Genomic DNA, 17,661 nt, shown 5'->3' on the forward strand with positions numbered 1-17,661 from the left:
CAGGAAGTCTTACTCATGGCTCAATTCAACGTACTCATCAATCTCGGCAAAGCCGATCTCGACGACTATTCGCTGCTCGGCAGGACGTTGCGCAAGCTCGGCTTCAGCGAGACGAAGGCGGCGCAGGTCGGCGGGGATTTTCGCTTGCTGCCGGCGAGTTACCGGTATTCGAGCGAGGTCGAAGATATGACAGCGGTGAGGGATAAGGCGCTGCGGTCGGCGAAGAGTGTGTCGTCGACGGCGGTGGTGCTGGTTTCGGAGGTTTGAGGGCGGTTCTGCGCGGCTTCTTGATGCGCATAAAGCGTTACGGAAAGTTCACGCGTCGCTGGAGGCTTCCCAATCTTCCTCGGCTACCGGTTCCGTCGGTTTTCCGTAACGAATGCCGAGCCGCGTAGCAGGCTCAACTGATCTCCATGAGCAAGTTTCGCGGGTTCGAACAAGTCGGCCGCGCGCTCAATTGGCAAGTCACTTTTCTGTTGCATCCTCAAATTCTCTACACAATCTGTCGGGCAACCGGCCCGATTCAAAAAAAGCGCGACAGCCTCCGCCATCGCGCTTTTTTCACGCCTAAGAAGGCCCTAAGCCCTCAACAACACTTCCCCGCCCCCGACCCATACCTCGCTTCCTGCCGTTCGCGGAAAAATTCCTCATACGTCATCACATGCCGGTCGGGGTGCGTCGCCTGCATGTGCGACACGTAATTATCGTAGTCGGGCAGGCCGACCATCAGGCGCATCGCCTGCCCGAGATACCGTCCGGCTTGCCGAAGATCGGTGAACATGATGTCCTCCAGTTGCTCGCACCGGAGCCGCAACCAGGTTAAAACCCGTCACGGCCCCAGCCGATGGTCAATGCATCAATGCCCCGAGCGAATCGCCGCGCCCGTCGGCGTACCGACCGGCATGGCTTCGAACGGCGTTTCGCGCACGGTCGGACGCGTTTCGCGACGGGCGCGAATCACAGCCAGCACGCCATAGATCACGATACTCACGACGACGAAGATGAACAACCCCGCCAGCGCGGCATCGATATAGTCGTTGAAAATGACGCGGTCCATCTGTTCCAGCGACTTCGCCGGCGCCACGATCTTGCCCGCATCGCGCGCCTGGCTCAGCACCGACGCATGCGACAGGAAGCCGATCTTCGGGTTCGAGTGGAAAATCTTCTGCCAGCCCGCCGTCATCGTGCAGATCAGGAGCCACACGGTCGGCACGGCCGTCACCCAGGCGTAGCGTTCGCGCTTCATCTTGAACAGCACGACCGTGCCGAGCGTCAGCGCGATCCCCGCCAGCATCTGGTTCGAGATACCAAAGAGCGGCCAGAGCGTATTGATGCCGCCGAGCGGATCGACCACGCCCTGATACAGGAAGTAGCCCCAGGCCGCCACGCACAGCGCCGTCGCGATCAAATTCGCCGGCAGCGAATCCGTGCGACGCAGCGCCGGCGCGAACGTGCCAAGCAAATCCTGCAGCATGAAACGTCCGGCGCGCGTACCCGCATCGACCGCCGTCAGGATGAAGAGCGCCTCGAAGAGAATCGCGAAGTGGTACCAGAACGCCATCATCGCCGGGCCGCCGATCACCTGATGCAGAATCTGCGCCATGCCCACGGCCAGCGTCGGCGCGCCGCCCGCCCGCGCGACGATCGTCGTCTCGCCGACCGCTTTGGCCGTCGACGTCAGCATGTCGGGCGTGAGCAGGAAGCCCCAGCTCGACACCGTCTGCGCGACCGCTTCAGGCGTCGTGCCGAGCACGGCGGCCGGGCTGTTCATCGCGAAATAGACGCCCGGCTCGATCACCGAGGCGGCCACTAGCGCCATGATCGCGACGAACGATTCCATCAGCATTGCGCCATAGCCGATGAAGCGCATGTTGGCTTCGTTGTCGATCAGCTTGGGCGTCGTGCCCGACGAGATCAGCGCGTGAAAGCCCGACACCGCACCGCACGCGATCGTGATGAACAGGAACGGGAAGAGGCTGCCCGCCCAGACCGGGCCGCTGCCGTCGATGAACTTCGTGAACTGCGGCATCTTCAGCTCGGGCGCGACGATCAGGATGCCGATCGCGAGGCCCATGATCGTGCCGATCTTCAGGAACGTCGACAGATAATCGCGCGGCGCGAGCAGCAGCCACACCGGCAGCACCGAAGCGATGAAGCCGTAGCCGATCAGGATCCACGTGAGCTGCGTGCCGGTGAACGTGAAGTAGGGCGCGAGGGTCGCCGATTCGGCCACATGCTGGCCGTACACGATCGCGAGCATCAGGCCGATGAAGCCGATCACCGACACCTCGCCGATCTTGCCCGGCCGGATGTAGCGCGTGTAGATGCCCATGAAGATCGCGACCGGAATCGTCGCGCCGACGGTGAACGTGCCCCACGGCGAGCCGGTCAGCGCCTTCACGACGATCAGCGCGAGCACCGCGAGAATGATCACCATGATCAGGAACGCGCCGAACAGCGCGATCACGCCCGGCACGAGGCCGAGTTCCATCTTGACGAGGTCGCCGAGCGAGCGGCCGTCGCGGCGCGTCGAGATGAAGAGCACCACGAAGTCCTGCACCGCGCCCGCGAACACGACGCCCGCGAGAATCCACAGCATGCCGGGCGTGTAGCCCATTTGCGCGGCGAGCACCGGGCCGACGAGCGGACCCGCGCCCGCGATCGCTGCGAAATGGTGGCCGAACAGCACGTACTTGTTGGTCGGGACGTAGTCGAGGCCGTCGTTGTGACGTACGGCCGGCGTGGCGCGCAGGCCGTCGAGCTGAAGCACCTTGCTCGCGATGAAGCGTGAATAGAAGCGGTACGCGATCAAATACACGCAAACCGCGGCGATGACGACCCAAAGCGCGCTGATGCGCTCTCCATGCGCGAGTGCAATTGTTCCGAATGCGAACGCGCCGAGTAGCGCGACCGCGATCCAGACCAGGAATCCGGAAGCCCGATTCATGGTGTCTCCTGTCTTTTAGTTTGAAATACCCGCCGCGGTCTGATTGACAAAAGCGGGAGCATGGCGTCAAGGACGCTATGGGCGTGTAGTATTCGCCTTCGCCGCAGGCCTTACAAGCGGACAACTACGTAACCGCTCTACGTAGAATTACGTAACCACCGCCTTTTGCCGTCATGAAGTTCGACATGAATCTCAAAGCGAAGATTTTCTTGCTGGCGATCGTGCCGTTCGCCGTCGCGATCGGCGGGATCGAATACGGGGTTCACCAGCAGGCGACCACGCTCGCCGAATCGCAGCACGCGACGACGCAGGCCGCGTACCTCTCAAGCAAGGAAATCGAGCTGCGGCATTACGTCGAACTGGCGCAGAGCACGGTCGCGCCGTACTACGACGCCCCCACCGGCACCCCCGACGAAGAAGAAGCGCGCAAGAAGCAGGCGCTCGATGCGCTGCAGCGTCTCGACTTCGGCGCGGACGGCTATTTTTTCGTCTACACGATGCACGGCACGTCGTTGATGCATCCGCGCCAGCCGGATCTCGTCGGCCGCGACCTGTGGCTGATGCGCGACCCCGCCGGCGCGCTGACCCTCCAGAAGCTGATCACCGAGGCGTCGCGCGGCGGCGGCTACGTGCGCTACGTGTGGCGGCGTCCGTCGACGGGCAAGCTCGCGCCGAAGCTCGGCTACGTCGTGCCGCTGCCGCGCTGGGGCTGGATGATCGGCACCGGTATTTATATGGAGGATGTCGAGACGACGCTCGCGCGCATCGACGCGCAAGCGCACGCGAACATCGATCGCACGATGGCGTGGATCGGCGCGATCGCGCTGGCGGCGCTCGGCGTGATCGCCGTGTGCACGGCCGTGCTGAACATCAGCGAGCATCGCAGTTCCGACGCCAAGCTGAAGCGCCTCGCGCGGCAGGTCGTCGATTCGCAGGAGCAGGAACGCGCGCGCCTCTCGCGCGAACTGCACGACGGCATCAGCCAGATGCTGGTTTCCGTGAAATTGCTGCTGGAATCGGCGCTTGCACGCTTCGAGCGCGCCGAAACGCGCGAACCCGCCGCCGAAGCCGCGCTTGCCACCGGGCTCGGGCGCCTCGCCGGCACGCTGCGCGAAGTGCGCCGCATCTCGCATGCGCTGCGCCCCGCGATGCTCGACGACCTCGGGCTCGCCGCCGCGCTCGACCAACTCGCGCGCGAGCTGAGCGAACAGGGCGTGCTCGACGTACGCTTCGAATCGGTGACGAAAGACGCGCCGCCGGGCTTGCGCGCGGCGCTCCCCGATCCGGTCAACACCGTGCTTTTTCGCATCGCGCAGGAAGCGCTGACCAACATCGTCCGCCACTCGAAGGCGACGCGCGCCGCGCTCACGCTCGAGCTCGCGCCGCACGCCGTTTCGCTCACGATCGCGGACAATGGCGAAGGCTTCGACGTGAGCGCCGCGCTCGCCGATCCGAAGAGCGGCGTCGGCCTGCGCAACATGCGCGAGCGGCTCGACGGGCTCGGCGCGACGCTCCAGATCGTGTCGCAGGTCGGGCGCACGGTGGTCGCCGCCACGGTGCCGCTGCCGCTCGCCGCCCCCACCCTGCAAGGACTGACCGATGACTTCTGAACCCGCGCGACTCGTCCTGATCGACGACCACCCGCTCGTGCGCGACGGCCTGCGCGCCCGGCTGGACGCCGCGCCGCACCTGCGCGTGATCGGCGAGGCGGGCAACGCGGCCGAAGCGCTCGCGCTCGCCGCCGACGAAGCCAATCCGCCCGACCTCGCGCTGATGGACGTCGGCATGTCGGGGATGAGCGGCATCGAGCTGGCCGCGCTCTTTCACGAGCGTTTTCCGGGGATTCGCGTGCTGATGCTGTCGATGCACGACAACATCGAATATGTCGCGCAGGCCGTGCGGGCGGGCGCGAGCGGCTATGTGCTGAAGGATTCGCCGGCGACGGAAATCATCCACGCGATCGACGCGGTGCTCGCCGGCAAGACTTTTTTCAGCGCGGGACTGGCGATGCGGATGATCCAGGCGCAATCGATGCAGACGCCGTTGGAACGCCTGACACCGCGTGAGCGCGACATTCTGGACGCGCTCGCGCTCGGGCTGTCGAGCAAGCAGATTGCGCTGCAGCATGGGTTGTCGGTGCGCACGGTGGAAACGCACCGATTGAATCTGAAGCGGAAACTCGATATCGACGGTCAGGCCGAGCTGATCAAGTACGCGGTGGAGCACCGCCGCACCTGACCGTCGCAGAAGGGATCAACCGGCCGTGCGCGCGTTGTGCTCGGTCAGGAACTTGATGAGGCCATCGACGCCACCGGACGAGAGCTGACCCGCGAACTGTTGCTGATAGACCTGGATGAGCCAGGCGCCCATCATGTCGATGTCGTAGATTTTCCAGCCCTGCGCCGACTTGCTGAGGCGATAGCGCACGGGGTTGTCGCCGCCGGTCGAGATTACATGCGACTCGACGACGACGTCCTTTGTGCTCGCATCGACCTTCGGGCTGTCGAAGACGAACTTGACGTCCTGGTCGCGCAATTGCAGCAGCGACGAAGCGTAAGTGCGCACGAAGAGCTTCTGGAACTGCTCGTAGAGCTGCTTCTGCTGCTCGGGCGTCGCCGTGGCCCACGCCTTGCCGACCGCGATGCGCGTCATGCGCTCGAAGTCGGTGGCGGGCACGAAGCGCGTCTCGACGAGCTGCGTGATCTTCGACATGTCGCCGCCGCGCGCTTGCGGGTCGGCCTTCATCGCGGCGACGGTGCCTTCGACGGCGTTTTTCACCACCGCATCGGGGCTCGCCTGGGCGAAGGCGTTGCCCGAAACGAACAACGCGGCGACGAGGAAGGTGAAGCAAAGGGACAAATAGCGTTTCATGGAACCCGTTCTCTGTATGGTATGGAAGCTGATCGCGCGGATTTGATGGGTTTTCAAACCGGCGGCAAGCCAGTATATCGACTCGCCGATGCGCTGACAGTTCAAGGAAGCGGCCGCGCCTTGGAGCACGGCCCCGGTATACTTGCGCGATCCCCGGCTGTGGACTTCCCCCGGTTTTGTCCTCTACAGCCCGCACTCAAAACAGGACCTCGACGGTACTCGTCTTCATGCTGACGTCCCACCTTACCCGCCTCGTCACCGTTGCCATCCGCCGGCCGGCGTGGATCATCGCCGTCTCGCTGCTGCTCGCCTTGCTGAGCTCGATCTACGTCGTCCATCACTTCAAGATCAGCACCGACGTGAGCCAGCTAATCGAGACGGAGCCGGAATGGGCTGCCCGAAGTCACGCGATGGACGAAGCCTTCCCGCAACGCGGCTCGACGCTTCTGGTCGTAGTCGAGGCGCAGGCGCCCGAATTCGCCGATGCCGCCGCGAGCGAACTCGCCGCCGCGCTCGCGAAGCACCCGGACCGGTTCAAATCGGTGACGCAGCCATCGGGCGGTGAATTCTTCGAGCATAACGGCCTGCTCTATCTTTCTTCCGACAAAGTCGCGCAAACCACGCAGCAACTCGTGCAGGCGCGCCCGCTGATCAACACGCTCGCCCACGATCCCACGCTCACCGGCCTTGCGCAGACGCTCAATACGAGCCTGAACCTGCCGCTGCAACTCGGGCAGGTGACGCTCGGGCAGATGTCGAAACTGCTGAATCAGAGCGCGAACGTGCTCGACCGCGTGCTCGCGAACGAGCCGGCGGCGTTCTCGTGGCGCAATCTCGCCGATCCGTCGCCGACGGGCGGCCCCGCGCGCGCGTTCGTCACGGTTCAGCCGGTGCTCGATTTCAACGCGCTCGAAGCCGGCGCCGGCGCCTCCGACGCCATCCGCGCGACCGCCAAAGAACTCGGCCTCGCGCAGAAATACGGCGCGGCCGTGCGGCTGACGGGCGCCCAGCCGCTCGCCGACGAGGAATTCGCCTCCGTCAAGGACGGCGCCGAGGTGAACGGCATCGCGACCTTCATCGTCGTGCTCGTGATCCTGTGGCTCGCGTTGCGCTCGGGGAAGATGATCCTCGCGGTGTTCATCACGCTGTTCGTCGGGCTCGCGATCACGGCCGCGCTCGGCCTGATGATGGTTCACGCGCTGAACATGATTTCGGTCGCGTTCATGGTGCTGTTCGTCGGGCTGGGGGTCGATTTCGGGATTCAGTTCGGCGTCCGGTATCGCGAGGAGCGTCACCGGCACCGGCGGCTCGACGTCGCGCTCGCCGAAACCGCGCGGCACGTCGCCGTGCCGCTCACGCTCGCCGCCGCCGCGACCGCCGCGAGCTTCTTCTCGTTCCTGCCGACCGCCTATCGCGGCGTGTCGGAACTGGGGCTGATCGCGGGCGTAGGCATGATCATCGCGTACGTGACGAACATGACGCTGCTGCCCGCGCTGCTGAAGGTGTTCGCGCCGCCCGGCGAGCCGAGCTCGCCCGGTTTTCCCGCGCTCGCACCCGTCGACGAATACCTCGATCGCAACCGCAAGCCCGTCCTGATCGGCACGCTGATCATCGTGATCGGCGCGCTGCCGCTGCTCCTGAACCTGCGTTTCGACTTCAATCCGCTGCATCTGAAGGACCCGCACACCGAGTCGATGGCGACGTTGCTTGCGCTGAAAGACGCGCCGGAAGCGGCCATCAACAATGTGTCGGTGCTCGCGCCGTCGCTTGCCGACGCAGAACGCATCGAGGCGCGTTTGGCAAAGCTGCCCGAAGTCGGCCGCGTGACGACGCTCGCCTCGCTGATTCCCGCCGATCAGCCGAAGAAGCTCGAACTGATCGCCGCGGCCGCCGCGCAATTGCTGCCGGCGCTGAACCAGACGGTGGCTTCTCCCGTGACGGATGCGGTGAGGGTCGCGACTTTGAAACGCCTGTCGAACCAGCTCGCGCTCGCCGCCGACGAACACCCGGGCCCCGGCGACGCCGAAGCGAAGCATTTGTCGCAGACGCTCGCGAAGCTCGCCCAGGCCGATGCCGCCGCCCGCGACCGCGCCGAGGTCGCGATGGCCGAGCCGCTGCGCCTCGCACTCGCCCGTCTGCGCGCACTTTTACAGCCGTCGGAGATCACGCGCTCGACGCTGCCGCAATCGATGGTCGACAACTGGGTGACGCCCGATGGCAAGGCGCTCGTCGAGGTGTCGCCGAAGGTGCCGCCGGGCGTCGACCAGAACGACGACCGCCTGCTCGCCCGCTTCGCCGACGCTGTCCAGAAATCCGAGCCGGACGCGATCGGCGGACCGATCTCGATTCGCCATTCGGCCGAGACGATCATCAAGGCGTTCCAGCAGGCCGCGGCGCTTTCGCTGATCGCGATCGCGATCCTTTTGTGGATCACGCTGCGCCGTCTTGGCGACGTTTTAAGAACTTTGATACCTTTGCTCGTTTCCGCGATCGTCACGCTCGAGGTGTGTGTTGTGTTCGACATGCCTCTCAATTTCGCGAACATCATCGCGTTGCCGCTGATGCTGGGCGTCGGCGTGGCCTTCAAGATTTATTTCGTGATGGCGTGGCGCTCGGGACAGACGCGGCTTTTGCAGTCGAGCCTCACGCACGCCGTGATGTTCAGCGCCGCGACGACGGCGACCGCTTTCGGCAGCCTGTGGTTTTCGCATCATCCGGGGACGTCGAGCATGGGGCGGCTGCTCGCGCTATCGCTCTTTTGCACGCTGATCGGCGCGGTCGTGTTCCAGCCGGTGCTGATGGGCAAGCCGCGCAAGGTGCAAGCGGCCGAGCGCGCGCGGCTGCGGGCGGCGCGGCGGCACGATAACTTAAGAGGAATTGAAGAATGAGAAGGGCTTTGGCCGCCGGACGTGTCCGGACGCTCGGGGTGAGTTTTGCCGTGGCAGGCGTGCTGGCGACCGCCGGCTGCGCGACCGGGCCGGATCGCCGGCCGGGCGATCCGCTGGAACCGATGAACCGCGCCATCTTCAAGTTCAACGACGGCCTCGACACCTATATCGCCCGGCCGGTCGCGCAGTTCTACGTCGACTGGACGCCGAGCCCGTTTCGCACGGCGGTCAGCAACTTCTTTTCGAACCTCGGCGACGTCGGCAATTTCGCGAACAATCTGGTGCAGTTGAAGATCACCGATGCCGCGCAGGATCTGGTGCGCTTCGCGTTCAATTCGACGTTCGGCATAGGCGGTTTGATCGATATCGCCTCGCAGGCCGGGCTGCCGAAGCACCACCAGGATTTCGGGCTGACGCTCGGGCATTACGGTGTGCCGTCGGGGCCGTATCTGGTGCTGCCGGTGTTCGGGCCGAGTTCCGTGCGTGACGCGACGAACTGGCTGGTGGCGTATCGGCTCGACCCGGTCAGCTACACCGATCCGGCCGTGCGCAATATTCTCTTCGGCGTGAATTTCGTGAGCTCGCGGGCGGATCTGCTCGGCGCGACCGATATTCTGTCGCAGGCGGCGCTGGACAAATACGCGTTCGTGCGCGACGCGTACACGCAGCGGCGGCAGTATCTGCTCACGGGCGGCACCGGCGCGGCGCTGCCCGATTACGGCGACGAGCCCGATGCAGCTGCGCCCGACGGCGCGAGCGCGACGCCGCCGGGCGGCGCGGGCGGCGGCAGCAAGGAGCAGGGTTTGCCGACTTATGATGATCCTGCGTCTTCATCCGGTTCGAGCGGCGGCAAGGACGTGCCGAAGTATGAAGATCCCGGTGCGGCGCCGGCTAGCAAGTAGGCGGCTGTCCCTTTCAAGATTAAAAAGCCCGACCGGCCTGCGCCAGTCGGGCTTTTTGTCGCGCCACGCGGTGTATCAGTGCATCAATTCTTCTAACCGCGCTTCGTCTTCCGAAGCCGTCGGCGCCTCGACCTTGCCGCGCCGATACGCTTCGAAAAGCTCGTCGGCGTAGCGAATCTGCGTGCGGCCGTGCAGTGCGGGCTCGCCGTTCTCGTCGAGATTCACAAACACCATCTTCTCGACCGTGAGAATGCTCTTACGCGTGATCTTATTGCGCACTTCCGCGCGCAGCGTTAGCGACGTGCGGCCGAAATGCGTCGCCGTCATGCCGAGTTCGATCACGTCGCCCTGACGCGCCGAACTGACGAAGTTGATCTCCGACATGAACTTCGTCACGACGCGCTGATTGTCCAACTGGCTGATCGCGTAGATGGCGGCTTCTTCGTCGATCCAGCGCAGCAAACTGCCGCCAAACAGCGTGCCGTTGGGGTTCAGGTCTTCGGGCTTGACCCATTTGCGGGTGTGAAAATTCATTTCGATACCTCTCTCTGCCGGTGGACGCGCGTTTTTCGGCGCGCATCTCGAATAAGGGTTTTCCCTTATTATACAGACATAGGGGTTAACCCGCAGAAAGCAAGTTCTCCCCTCGCCTAAGGGCAAATCCGGACATTACGTTTGCTCATATCCGTGTTGAGAAATCATCGATTCAGCCTGCGTCGCGCGTTCTCGCACAATCGGTTCGTCGTTCACTTTTAAACGAAACCGGAACTCGCGATGCAAGCAAATCTCTTTATCGGCGAGGGCTTCGAGGGCCCTGGCGTCAACCTCGCTCACATCAACGTGCTCGTCGGCCCGCGCAGCGGCCCGGCGGGTCAGGCGTTCGCCACCGCGCTCGCGACGCCAACGGCGGGACATGCTCCGTTCGTCGTGATCGCGCGGCCCGGCGTGCCCGCCAAAACCGCTCACTTTGTATGTGAATAAAGCGCAAATCGAAGGCGAATTCCACGGCAACGCCACTTGGGGCGCGTCGCAGGCGGGGATTGCGAAGGCGGTTGTCGAGTCGCTCGAGGATGGCACGCTGCCGCCGGAAGCTGAGAACGAGTGGGTGGTCGTCTCGGCGAACTGGGTCAATCCCAAGACCGACGACCTCGACACCGTCTACCGGAACAACTATCGCGCGGCGAAACACGCCATTCAGGCCGCGATGCTCGGCTTGCCCGGCAAGGAAGAGGTATTCGCCGCCTCGCGAGACGTCTCGAACCCCTTCTACACGCCGAATCAGCGCTAAATCACAACGCGCCGGACCGCGCGTCCGGCCAGGAGATCGACAATGGAATACGTTCGCCTCGGCCAATCCGGCCTGAAGGTGTCGCGCTTGTGCCTGGGCACGATGAACATGGGGACGCCGCAATGGAAACCCTGGATCTTCGATGAACGGCAAAGCGAACCGATCGTGCGCCACGCGCTGGAAGCGGGCGTCAACTTCATCGACCTCGCGGATTTCTATTCGACGGGTGTCGGGGAGGAAGTCGTCGGCCGGATTCTCGGGAGGCTCGCGCGCCGCGAGGAAATCGTCGTCACGACGAAGGTCGGCTACGACATGGGCGCGTATCAGAACGCAGGCGGCCATTCGCGCAAGCACATCATGGACGGCATCGACGGGTCGCTGATGCGGCTCGGCATGGATTACGTCGATATCTACATGCTGCATTACTTCGACGTGAACACGCCGGTCGAGGAAACCATGGGCGCGCTCGACGACGTCGTGCGTTCGGGCAAGGCGCGCTACATCGGCGTCTCGACGATGTACACGTGGCAATTGGCGAAGATCATGCAGGCGTGCGAGCGCCACGGCTGGCACAGGCCGATCAACATGCAGTTGCAGTTGAACCTCGCCTATCGCGAGGAAGAGCGCGAAATGATGCCGTATTGCGCCGACCAGGGGCTCGGGGTTTCCGTGTTCAGTCCGCTGGCGCGCGGTCTTCTCACCTGCGACGCGGCATCCGCACGCAATCAAACCGACTTCTTCACTGCGCAGATGTACGGCGATCCGGCTTCGCGGCAGATCGCGGCATCGGTCGCTCGGGTCGCCGCGCGGCGCAATGTGAGCGCGGCGCAGATCGCACAGGCGTGGGTGCTGCAGAAGAGCGGCGTGGCGAGCATGCTCGTCGGCGCGGATTCGCCGGCGCAGTTCGACAGCGCGCTGGCCGCGCTCGACACGCCACTCGACGCCGACGAACTCCACGAACTCGAGCGCAACTACACGCCCTGCGATCTCATCAACGACTACACGGCAGGCCGCCGGATCGCGCGCGAACCGCGCCCGACGCGCGGCGCGTTCTGCGACGCACTGGAGCAGGCGGCATGAGCTTCTTGCGCAACGGTTATTACATCGACGGCGTCTGGCACGCGGGCAAAGGGACCTATCCGGTCCGCAATCCGGCGACGGGGGAAGTCATCACGGAGGTCGCGAAGGCCGGCGCGCGTGAAACACAGCGCGCCATCGACGCCGCCGAACTCGCCTTCCCCGTTTGGCGTGCATTGACGGCGAAGGAACGCAGCGCGCGTGTGAAGCGCTGGGGCGAACTGATGCTCGCCCACCGCGACGCCCTCGCCGAACTACTCACGCGCGAGCAGGGCAAGCCGCTTGCCGAAGCCAAAGGCGAAGTCGCGTATGCGGCGAGCTTCCTCGAATGGTTTGCTGAGGAAGCCAAACGCAGCTACGGCGACGTGATTCCGAACCCGAAACCCGATTCAAAGATCGTGGTGACGCGCGAACCGGTAGGCGTCGTTGCCGCGATCACGCCGTGGAACTTCCCGCTTGCGATGATCACGCGCAAGGCCGGCCCCGCGCTCGCGGCCGGTTGCACGATGGTGCTGAAGCCATCGGAGGAAACGCCGCTTTCCGCGTTCGCGCTCGCCGTGCTTGCGGAAGAGGCCGGTATTCCGCCGGGCGTGTTCAACATAGTGTCGGGCGATGCCGTCGCGATCGGCGAGACGCTCACGTCGTCGCCGGTTGTGCGCAAACTGTCGTTCACCGGCTCGACGCGCGTCGGGAAGCTGCTTGCCGCGCAATCGGCTGCGACGCTCAAGAAGCTCTCGCTTGAACTCGGCGGCAACGCGCCGTTCATTGTCTTCGACGACGCCGATCTCGAAGCCGCCGTCCAGGGCGCGATGGCCTCGAAATTCCGCAACACCGGACAGACCTGCGTGTGCGTGAACCGCTTCTATGTACAGAACGGCATCTACGACGCGTTCACGCGGCGCCTGGCGGAAGCCGTCGGCAAACTGCGCGTCGGCGATGCGTTGAAGTTCGAGGTCGACCAGGGACCGCTGATCAACGAAGCCGCGCTGAACAAGGTGCAACGTCACGTCGACGACGCGTTGGGGCACGGTGCGACGGTGCTGACAGGCGGACGGCCGCATCTGCTTGGTGGGACGTTCTACGAGCCGACGGTATTAACCGACGCGAGCGAGGACATGCTCGTCGCGCAGGAAGAGACTTTCGGCCCGGTCGCCGCGTGCTTTCGGTTCGTCACGGAAGCGGAGGCAATTTACCGCGCCAACGACACGCCGTTTGGCCTCTCCGCGTACTTCTACACGCGCGATCTGGGCCGCGCGTGGCGCGTCGCGGATGCGCTCGAAACCGGCATGGTCGGTATCAACGAAGGAATCATTTCGACGGAGGTCGCGCCGTTCGGCGGGGTCAAGCAATCGGGACTGGGCCGCGAAGGCTCGAAGTACGGGCTCGATGAATACGTCGAACTGAAATACATGATGATGAGCGGCCTCGGCCGTTGATTTGCCCGCCGAGGACGCTGCGCGGCGCGTGGCGTCCTTGGCGATCTAAAAAAAATGAGACGCCGATGACCCAACACGACATACAAACCGCCCCGCCGGGATTGATCGCACAGCCTGCAATCGCAACAGATCAACCGCACCACCCGCCACACCCCGTCGCCCTTGACGACATTCCGCTCAACCGCTTTCACGTCAAGATCGCGGGCCTGACTTTCGGCGCGCATTTCACCGAAGGCTATGCGCTGGGCACCGTCGGCTATGCGCTATCGTCGCTGGACCGGCAGATTCCGCTCGATTCGTTCTGGATGGGCGCGCTCGGCAGTTCCGCGCTTATCGGCATCTTCCTCGGCAGCCTGTTTTTCGGCTGGCTGTCGGACCGGCTGGGCCGCCAGCGGATCTTTCTGACGAGTTTCGTGATCATCACCGTCGCGGCATTCATGCAATTCTTCGCGACCTCGCCGCTCGAACTGTTTCTGCTGCGCGTGTTGATCGGCATCGGAATGGGCGGCGACTTCACGGTCGGCCACGCGATTCTCGCGGAGTTCTCGCCGCGCAAACATCGCGGCGCGTTGCTCGGCTCGTTCAGCGTCGTATGGACGATCGGCTACGTGGCCGCGAACGTGCTCGGCCTACACTACGGCGATACGGTTCCGGACGCCTGGCGTTGGCTCCTGGCGTCGGCGAGCGTGCCCGCGCTGATCGTGCTGCTGCTGCGCATCGGCACGCCGGAGTCGCCGCGCTGGCTCCTCGGAAAAGGGCGCGCCGCCGAAGCGCACGCGATCGTCCGCAAGCACTTCGGGCCGCACGTCGCGCTTGATGCAGACGGCGCAACGAACGAACACGGCAGCAAAGGCGGCTATGCGCGGCTCTTCTGCCCCGACCTGATCCGGCGCACGCTGTTCAACTGCGCGTTCTTCGTCTGCCTCGTCATTCCCTACTTTGCCATCTATACGTTTCTGCCGGACATTCTCAAGATCGTCGGATTGAACGACGGCTTCGGCGCCGATCTGCTGTTGAACGCGTTTCTGGTCATCGGCGCGGTGATCGGCATCGGGCTCACGATCAAGTTGCCGCGCCGGAGTTTCCTAATCGGCTCGTTCGCTGTCACGTGCGCGATGCTGCTTGCGCTGAGCGTGCTGCCCTCGTCGGCGACGCTTGCGATGATCCTCGCGTTCGCCGTCTTCACGCTGACGATGTCGGCGTTCAGCAATCTCGTCGGCGTGTTTCCGCCTGAGTGCTTCCCGACCGACGTGCGCGCCTGCGGCGTCGGACTCGCGATCGCGTGCAGCCGGCTCGGATCGGCGCTCGGCACGTTCTTGCTGCCGGTCGGCATCGCGCGATTCGGCTTCCCCACGACGATGATTGCGCTCGCAGGCGTTCTGCTGATCGGCATGATCGTCTCGATCGCCTGGGCGCCGGAGACGAAAAACCTCACGCTGCGCGAAGCGAGCGGCGCCTGATCACGCATAGTGAGGACGCGCGCCGGCCACTTCCGACAGCAGCCACGCGGCCAACGCGCTCACATGCCTGGACTCGACGTGCCTCTCCGGCACGTCGAGCCAGTATCCGTAAGGGCCGATAACCTCCACGTCCGACATCTTCACGAGGACGCCGTCCGCAAGTTCGTCAGCGATCATGTTCAGGTCCACGACCGCGAGACCTACGCCGCGCCGGGCCGCGTGAATGGCCAGCTCAAGACTCGAGAATTCGATGCCGTCGTCGGCGAAACGTTGCGGCAGGCGCGCGGCGGCGAGCCAGTTGGGCCAGAGATCGAGGCGGATGTCGTCGTGCAGCACGTGCAGCGCCGGCAGGCGTTCAAGAAGCGGCGCGATGTCCTGGCCCTCCAGCGTCGCCGCACCGACGAGCGCATGGCGCTCCGTCATCAGCAGTTCCGAATACCCCTGCGCGAGCGGTTCACGGCCGAAGCGTATCGCGCAGTGGCAGGCGTCGTTCGGTTGCGTGCGCAGCGAGAGTTCGACGCCGGGCAACCCGACCGCTAAGGCGTTCAGGCGCGAAGACAGCCATTGTGTAGCGAAGGTCGGTGGCAAACAGACGATGAGCCTCTCGCGACGGGGGACGCCTTCCAACTGACGCGTGCCGCGCTCGATCAGATCGAAAGCTCCGGAGACGCACGGCATCAGCACGGCGCCCGCTGGCGTGAGGCGAATGCCCTTGTGGTCGCGCTCGAACAGCTTCACTTTGAGCGATTCCTCCAGCGCCTTGATCTGCCGGCTGACGGCGCCTTGCGTGACGCAAAGCGTCCGGGCCGCACGGTTGAAACTGAGATGACGCGCTGTTTCCTCGAAAAAACGCAATGCAATCAATGATGGCAATCGCCGCATGTCCGACCCTCGCTTGCCAGAACGTATCGCTCAATCCGGACCGTTAGTCCTATGGGATGAGCTTCGCATGGCTCAGCTTTGTTGTCGCCTCGGCTGAATGGTATGCGGGATGGGGGGAAATGTGGCGGGGTTTTGTGAATCGGGATTCGAGATTCGAATGCTTTTGAAGGGAGTTGGCCGTTGGTGGGCTGAAGCTGTTTGAGCCGCTTGGACCACTTGTGTCCTCAGATTGTTCGGGTCGCACGAGTTACCTCAAACACTCGCACTCCCGATCCATCTAAAGCTCGACCGTTATCGATCTTGCATTTGCTGACCACTCAGAGTTTTGTATGCATGCAGTGAGCAGAAGGAAACGCTTGATGCGCTGCTGTATAGACACAAAAAGCCGTGACGGATTCAACCGGTCAACGCATCACGCAAGTTTTCCGCAAAAGTCTCGGTGGTGTCAAAAGAATCCGCCTACCCGCTCCTGCAGCCGAATTATATTCGCGCCAATTGTGGAGTGCCCGTTCCTTCATTCTATTTTGCCTAAGCCGTTGCGCCGCGGCCAAACTCCTCAGTCAAATCTTCGCTTTACTCTTGAGATAATGAAACGCGTCTGTATCCGGTAAGGACCGCAGTGTCGCGTTAATGAATTCCCGGGTTACATCCGGGCTCCAAGTCGCTACCTCTGCGGTGTCGATAAGCCCCAACCAGCCTGATCTGTTCAAACCCGTTATCTGAATTTAAAGATTTTGCTTAACTTGGCTAGAGAACGAGGCAAAGCATCGGCTTCATTTATCAACGAAGTACGGGTCCAGCCCCGACGATTTGTTTTGGGTGACATTCCTGAAGGCAATGACGCTAGACTCTTCAATAGCGTCCAGGGGAGATATGGCTGAGGTGGTGAATATAGCCTGCTTCTGCTCAAAACTGCTGCGTGCCTGCTGAGATCTTTCACGATCACTATCCGCGACGTCTTTTCGGGCGATCAGGCACAGCGCGATGTCGCCAACTAAAGCCTCTATCGCGGCAGCACAAAGAATCACGCACGCGACGCCTGCCCTCGTTTTGCATTCTTTCTCGGCCAAGTCGAACATGAAGCTCGAGTGAAAGTACAAACGATTGTTTCGGGCGTGCTGTCATGGGTTGTATGCTCCGCTACGCGATTAAGAGTCGAGGGATGCGCGTCGGGCATATTTTGAAGACGAAGTTTTCCTCCGCTTCCTAACTTGGAACAGCGGTGTTGTATCAACCAGTTGTATCCGAAGTCTCAATCAAACGCCAGCGCCCCAGCAGCACCCATCGCCTGCCGCGCCTGCACGAGCGACGTCCGCGCCGCGCGCGCATCACCAGCGAGCCGCAGCAACGCGCCCAACTGCGACGGTTGCCGCAACAACTCGCGAAGAATAGGCGCGATAGCCGTATGCCCATCGTCACGCAAACCGGCGGTCGCAGCAGTCGGCAAAGTCCGCCAAGCCGGATCGACGATTGCGCGACAGACCGCAAACGGCAAGCCACGCGCGGAAGCAATCGCCCCCGCAATATGCGACTCCATATCGACAGCAAGCGCTCCCGTCGACTGAAACAACGACCATTTCTCCTGCTCGCTTGTAACCGGCGCCGTCACCCCAGCCATCACCCCGCGCAGCATCCGGAAGCCAACAGGCAAAGCACCGGCGATACGATTCGACCAAGTCACATCGGTAGCAATCCGACCCAACGGTCCAACCACCGCATCCGCCACGATCAACGTCCCTGCTTCGAGATCCGGCGCTAGCCCCCCCGCCGTCCCGAAACTGACGATGCCCGAACACCCGCGCGCCACCGCTTCGCTCAGCGCGCGTTCGAGCCAGTCGGCGCGCGCGGCGAACACGACATCGATGCCGCGTCCGCGAACGATTTTCGCCTCGAACGCCATGCCGGTAACG

General features: G+C 63.5%; 15 protein-coding genes and 1 pseudogene. 9 read left to right on the top strand and 7 right to left on the bottom strand.

Annotated elements, in window-relative coordinates:
* Positions 1-15: 15 nt before the first annotated feature.
* Complete coding sequence (locus AWB67_RS21160; protein WP_087658187.1) at positions 16-267, top strand: hypothetical protein; 252 nt, start codon at positions 16-18, stop codon at positions 265-267.
* Between the two features lie 319 nt (positions 268-586).
* Here AWB67_RS21160 and AWB67_RS21165 read toward each other — a convergent pair whose 3' ends face one another.
* Together AWB67_RS21165 and AWB67_RS21170 are read right to left on the bottom strand one after the other, a co-directional pair.
* A complete protein-coding gene (locus tag AWB67_RS21165) occupies positions 587-781 on the bottom strand; it encodes a YbdD/YjiX family protein (protein ID WP_087628751.1) in 195 nt (64 codons plus the stop codon).
* Between the two features lie 75 nt (positions 782-856).
* Complete coding sequence (locus AWB67_RS21170) at positions 857-2,947, bottom strand: carbon starvation CstA family protein (protein ID WP_087658188.1); 2,091 nt, start codon at positions 2,945-2,947, stop codon at positions 857-859.
* Between the two features lie 185 nt (positions 2,948-3,132).
* On the opposite strand from AWB67_RS21170, the gene AWB67_RS21175 reads away from it, so the two are divergent.
* Positions 3,133-4,557 carry a cache domain-containing protein gene (locus AWB67_RS21175; protein WP_087658236.1) on the top strand — a complete coding sequence of 475 codons (1,425 nt, stop codon included), beginning with the start codon at positions 3,133-3,135 and terminating at the stop codon, positions 4,555-4,557.
* A complete protein-coding gene (locus tag AWB67_RS21180; RefSeq protein WP_087658189.1) occupies positions 4,547-5,185 on the top strand; it encodes a response regulator in 639 nt (212 codons plus the stop codon). Before AWB67_RS21175 ends, AWB67_RS21180 begins: the two co-directional genes overlap by 11 nt.
* Before the next feature lie 15 nt (positions 5,186-5,200).
* On the opposite strand, the gene AWB67_RS21185 is transcribed toward AWB67_RS21180, so the two are convergent.
* The gene (locus AWB67_RS21185) at positions 5,201-5,818 is read right to left on the bottom strand and encodes an MlaC/ttg2D family ABC transporter substrate-binding protein (RefSeq protein WP_087658237.1); all 618 of its coding nucleotides are present in this window, start codon (positions 5,816-5,818) and stop codon (positions 5,201-5,203) included.
* Between the two features lie 227 nt (positions 5,819-6,045).
* On the opposite strand from AWB67_RS21185, the gene hpnN reads away from it, so the two are divergent.
* Together hpnN and AWB67_RS21195 are read left to right on the top strand one after the other, a co-directional pair.
* The gene (hpnN, locus tag AWB67_RS21190) at positions 6,046-8,706 is read left to right on the top strand and encodes a hopanoid transporter HpnN (RefSeq protein WP_087658190.1); all 2,661 of its coding nucleotides are present in this window, start codon (positions 6,046-6,048) and stop codon (positions 8,704-8,706) included.
* A complete protein-coding gene (locus AWB67_RS21195) occupies positions 8,703-9,608 on the top strand; it encodes an MlaA family lipoprotein (protein WP_087658191.1) in 906 nt (301 codons plus the stop codon). Before hpnN ends, AWB67_RS21195 begins: the two co-directional genes overlap by 4 nt.
* Before the next feature lie 75 nt (positions 9,609-9,683).
* Here AWB67_RS21195 and AWB67_RS21200 read toward each other — a convergent pair whose 3' ends face one another.
* A complete protein-coding gene (locus AWB67_RS21200) occupies positions 9,684-10,142 on the bottom strand; it encodes an acyl-CoA thioesterase (RefSeq protein ID WP_087658192.1) in 459 nt (152 codons plus the stop codon).
* 240 nt (positions 10,143-10,382) lie between these two features.
* Between AWB67_RS21200 and fae the strand changes: the two are divergent.
* The 4 genes and pseudogenes from fae to AWB67_RS21220 all read left to right on the top strand — a co-directional run bounded on the left by fae (position 10,383) and on the right by AWB67_RS21220 (position 14,869).
* Positions 10,383-10,896, top strand: a pseudogene (fae, locus tag AWB67_RS21205) (formaldehyde-activating enzyme).
* A 42-nt stretch (positions 10,897-10,938) separates the two neighbouring features.
* Positions 10,939-11,976, top strand: coding sequence for an aldo/keto reductase (locus AWB67_RS21210; protein WP_087658193.1), 1,038 nt, complete (start codon positions 10,939-10,941; stop codon positions 11,974-11,976).
* Positions 11,973-13,409, top strand: a complete 1,437-nt coding sequence (locus tag AWB67_RS21215; protein WP_087658194.1) for an NAD-dependent succinate-semialdehyde dehydrogenase — start codon at positions 11,973-11,975, stop codon at positions 13,407-13,409. The genes AWB67_RS21210 and AWB67_RS21215 overlap by 4 nt, the downstream gene beginning before the upstream one ends.
* Positions 13,410-13,474: 65 nt before the next feature.
* On the top strand, positions 13,475-14,869 hold the full coding sequence (locus tag AWB67_RS21220; protein WP_087658195.1) for an MFS transporter: 1,395 nt from the start codon (positions 13,475-13,477) through the stop codon (positions 14,867-14,869).
* Here the strand turns inward: AWB67_RS21220 and AWB67_RS21225 are convergent, their stop codons facing one another.
* The 3 genes from AWB67_RS21225 to AWB67_RS21235 form a co-directional block, all read right to left on the bottom strand.
* Entirely contained in the window at positions 14,870-15,751 is an 882-nt protein-coding gene (locus AWB67_RS21225; RefSeq protein WP_087658196.1) for a LysR family transcriptional regulator, read from the bottom strand.
* A gap of 773 nt (positions 15,752-16,524) precedes the next feature.
* The gene (locus AWB67_RS21230) at positions 16,525-16,830 is read right to left on the bottom strand and encodes a hypothetical protein (protein ID WP_087658197.1); all 306 of its coding nucleotides are present in this window, start codon (positions 16,828-16,830) and stop codon (positions 16,525-16,527) included.
* A gap of 173 nt (positions 16,831-17,003) precedes the next feature.
* A complete protein-coding gene (locus tag AWB67_RS21235; protein WP_087658238.1) occupies positions 17,004-17,651 on the bottom strand; it encodes a phosphorylase in 648 nt (215 codons plus the stop codon).
* Positions 17,652-17,661 lie beyond the last annotated feature (10 nt).

The organism is Caballeronia terrestris, assembly GCF_001544515.1.
Lineage (GTDB): Bacteria > Pseudomonadota > Gammaproteobacteria > Burkholderiales > Burkholderiaceae > Caballeronia > Caballeronia terrestris.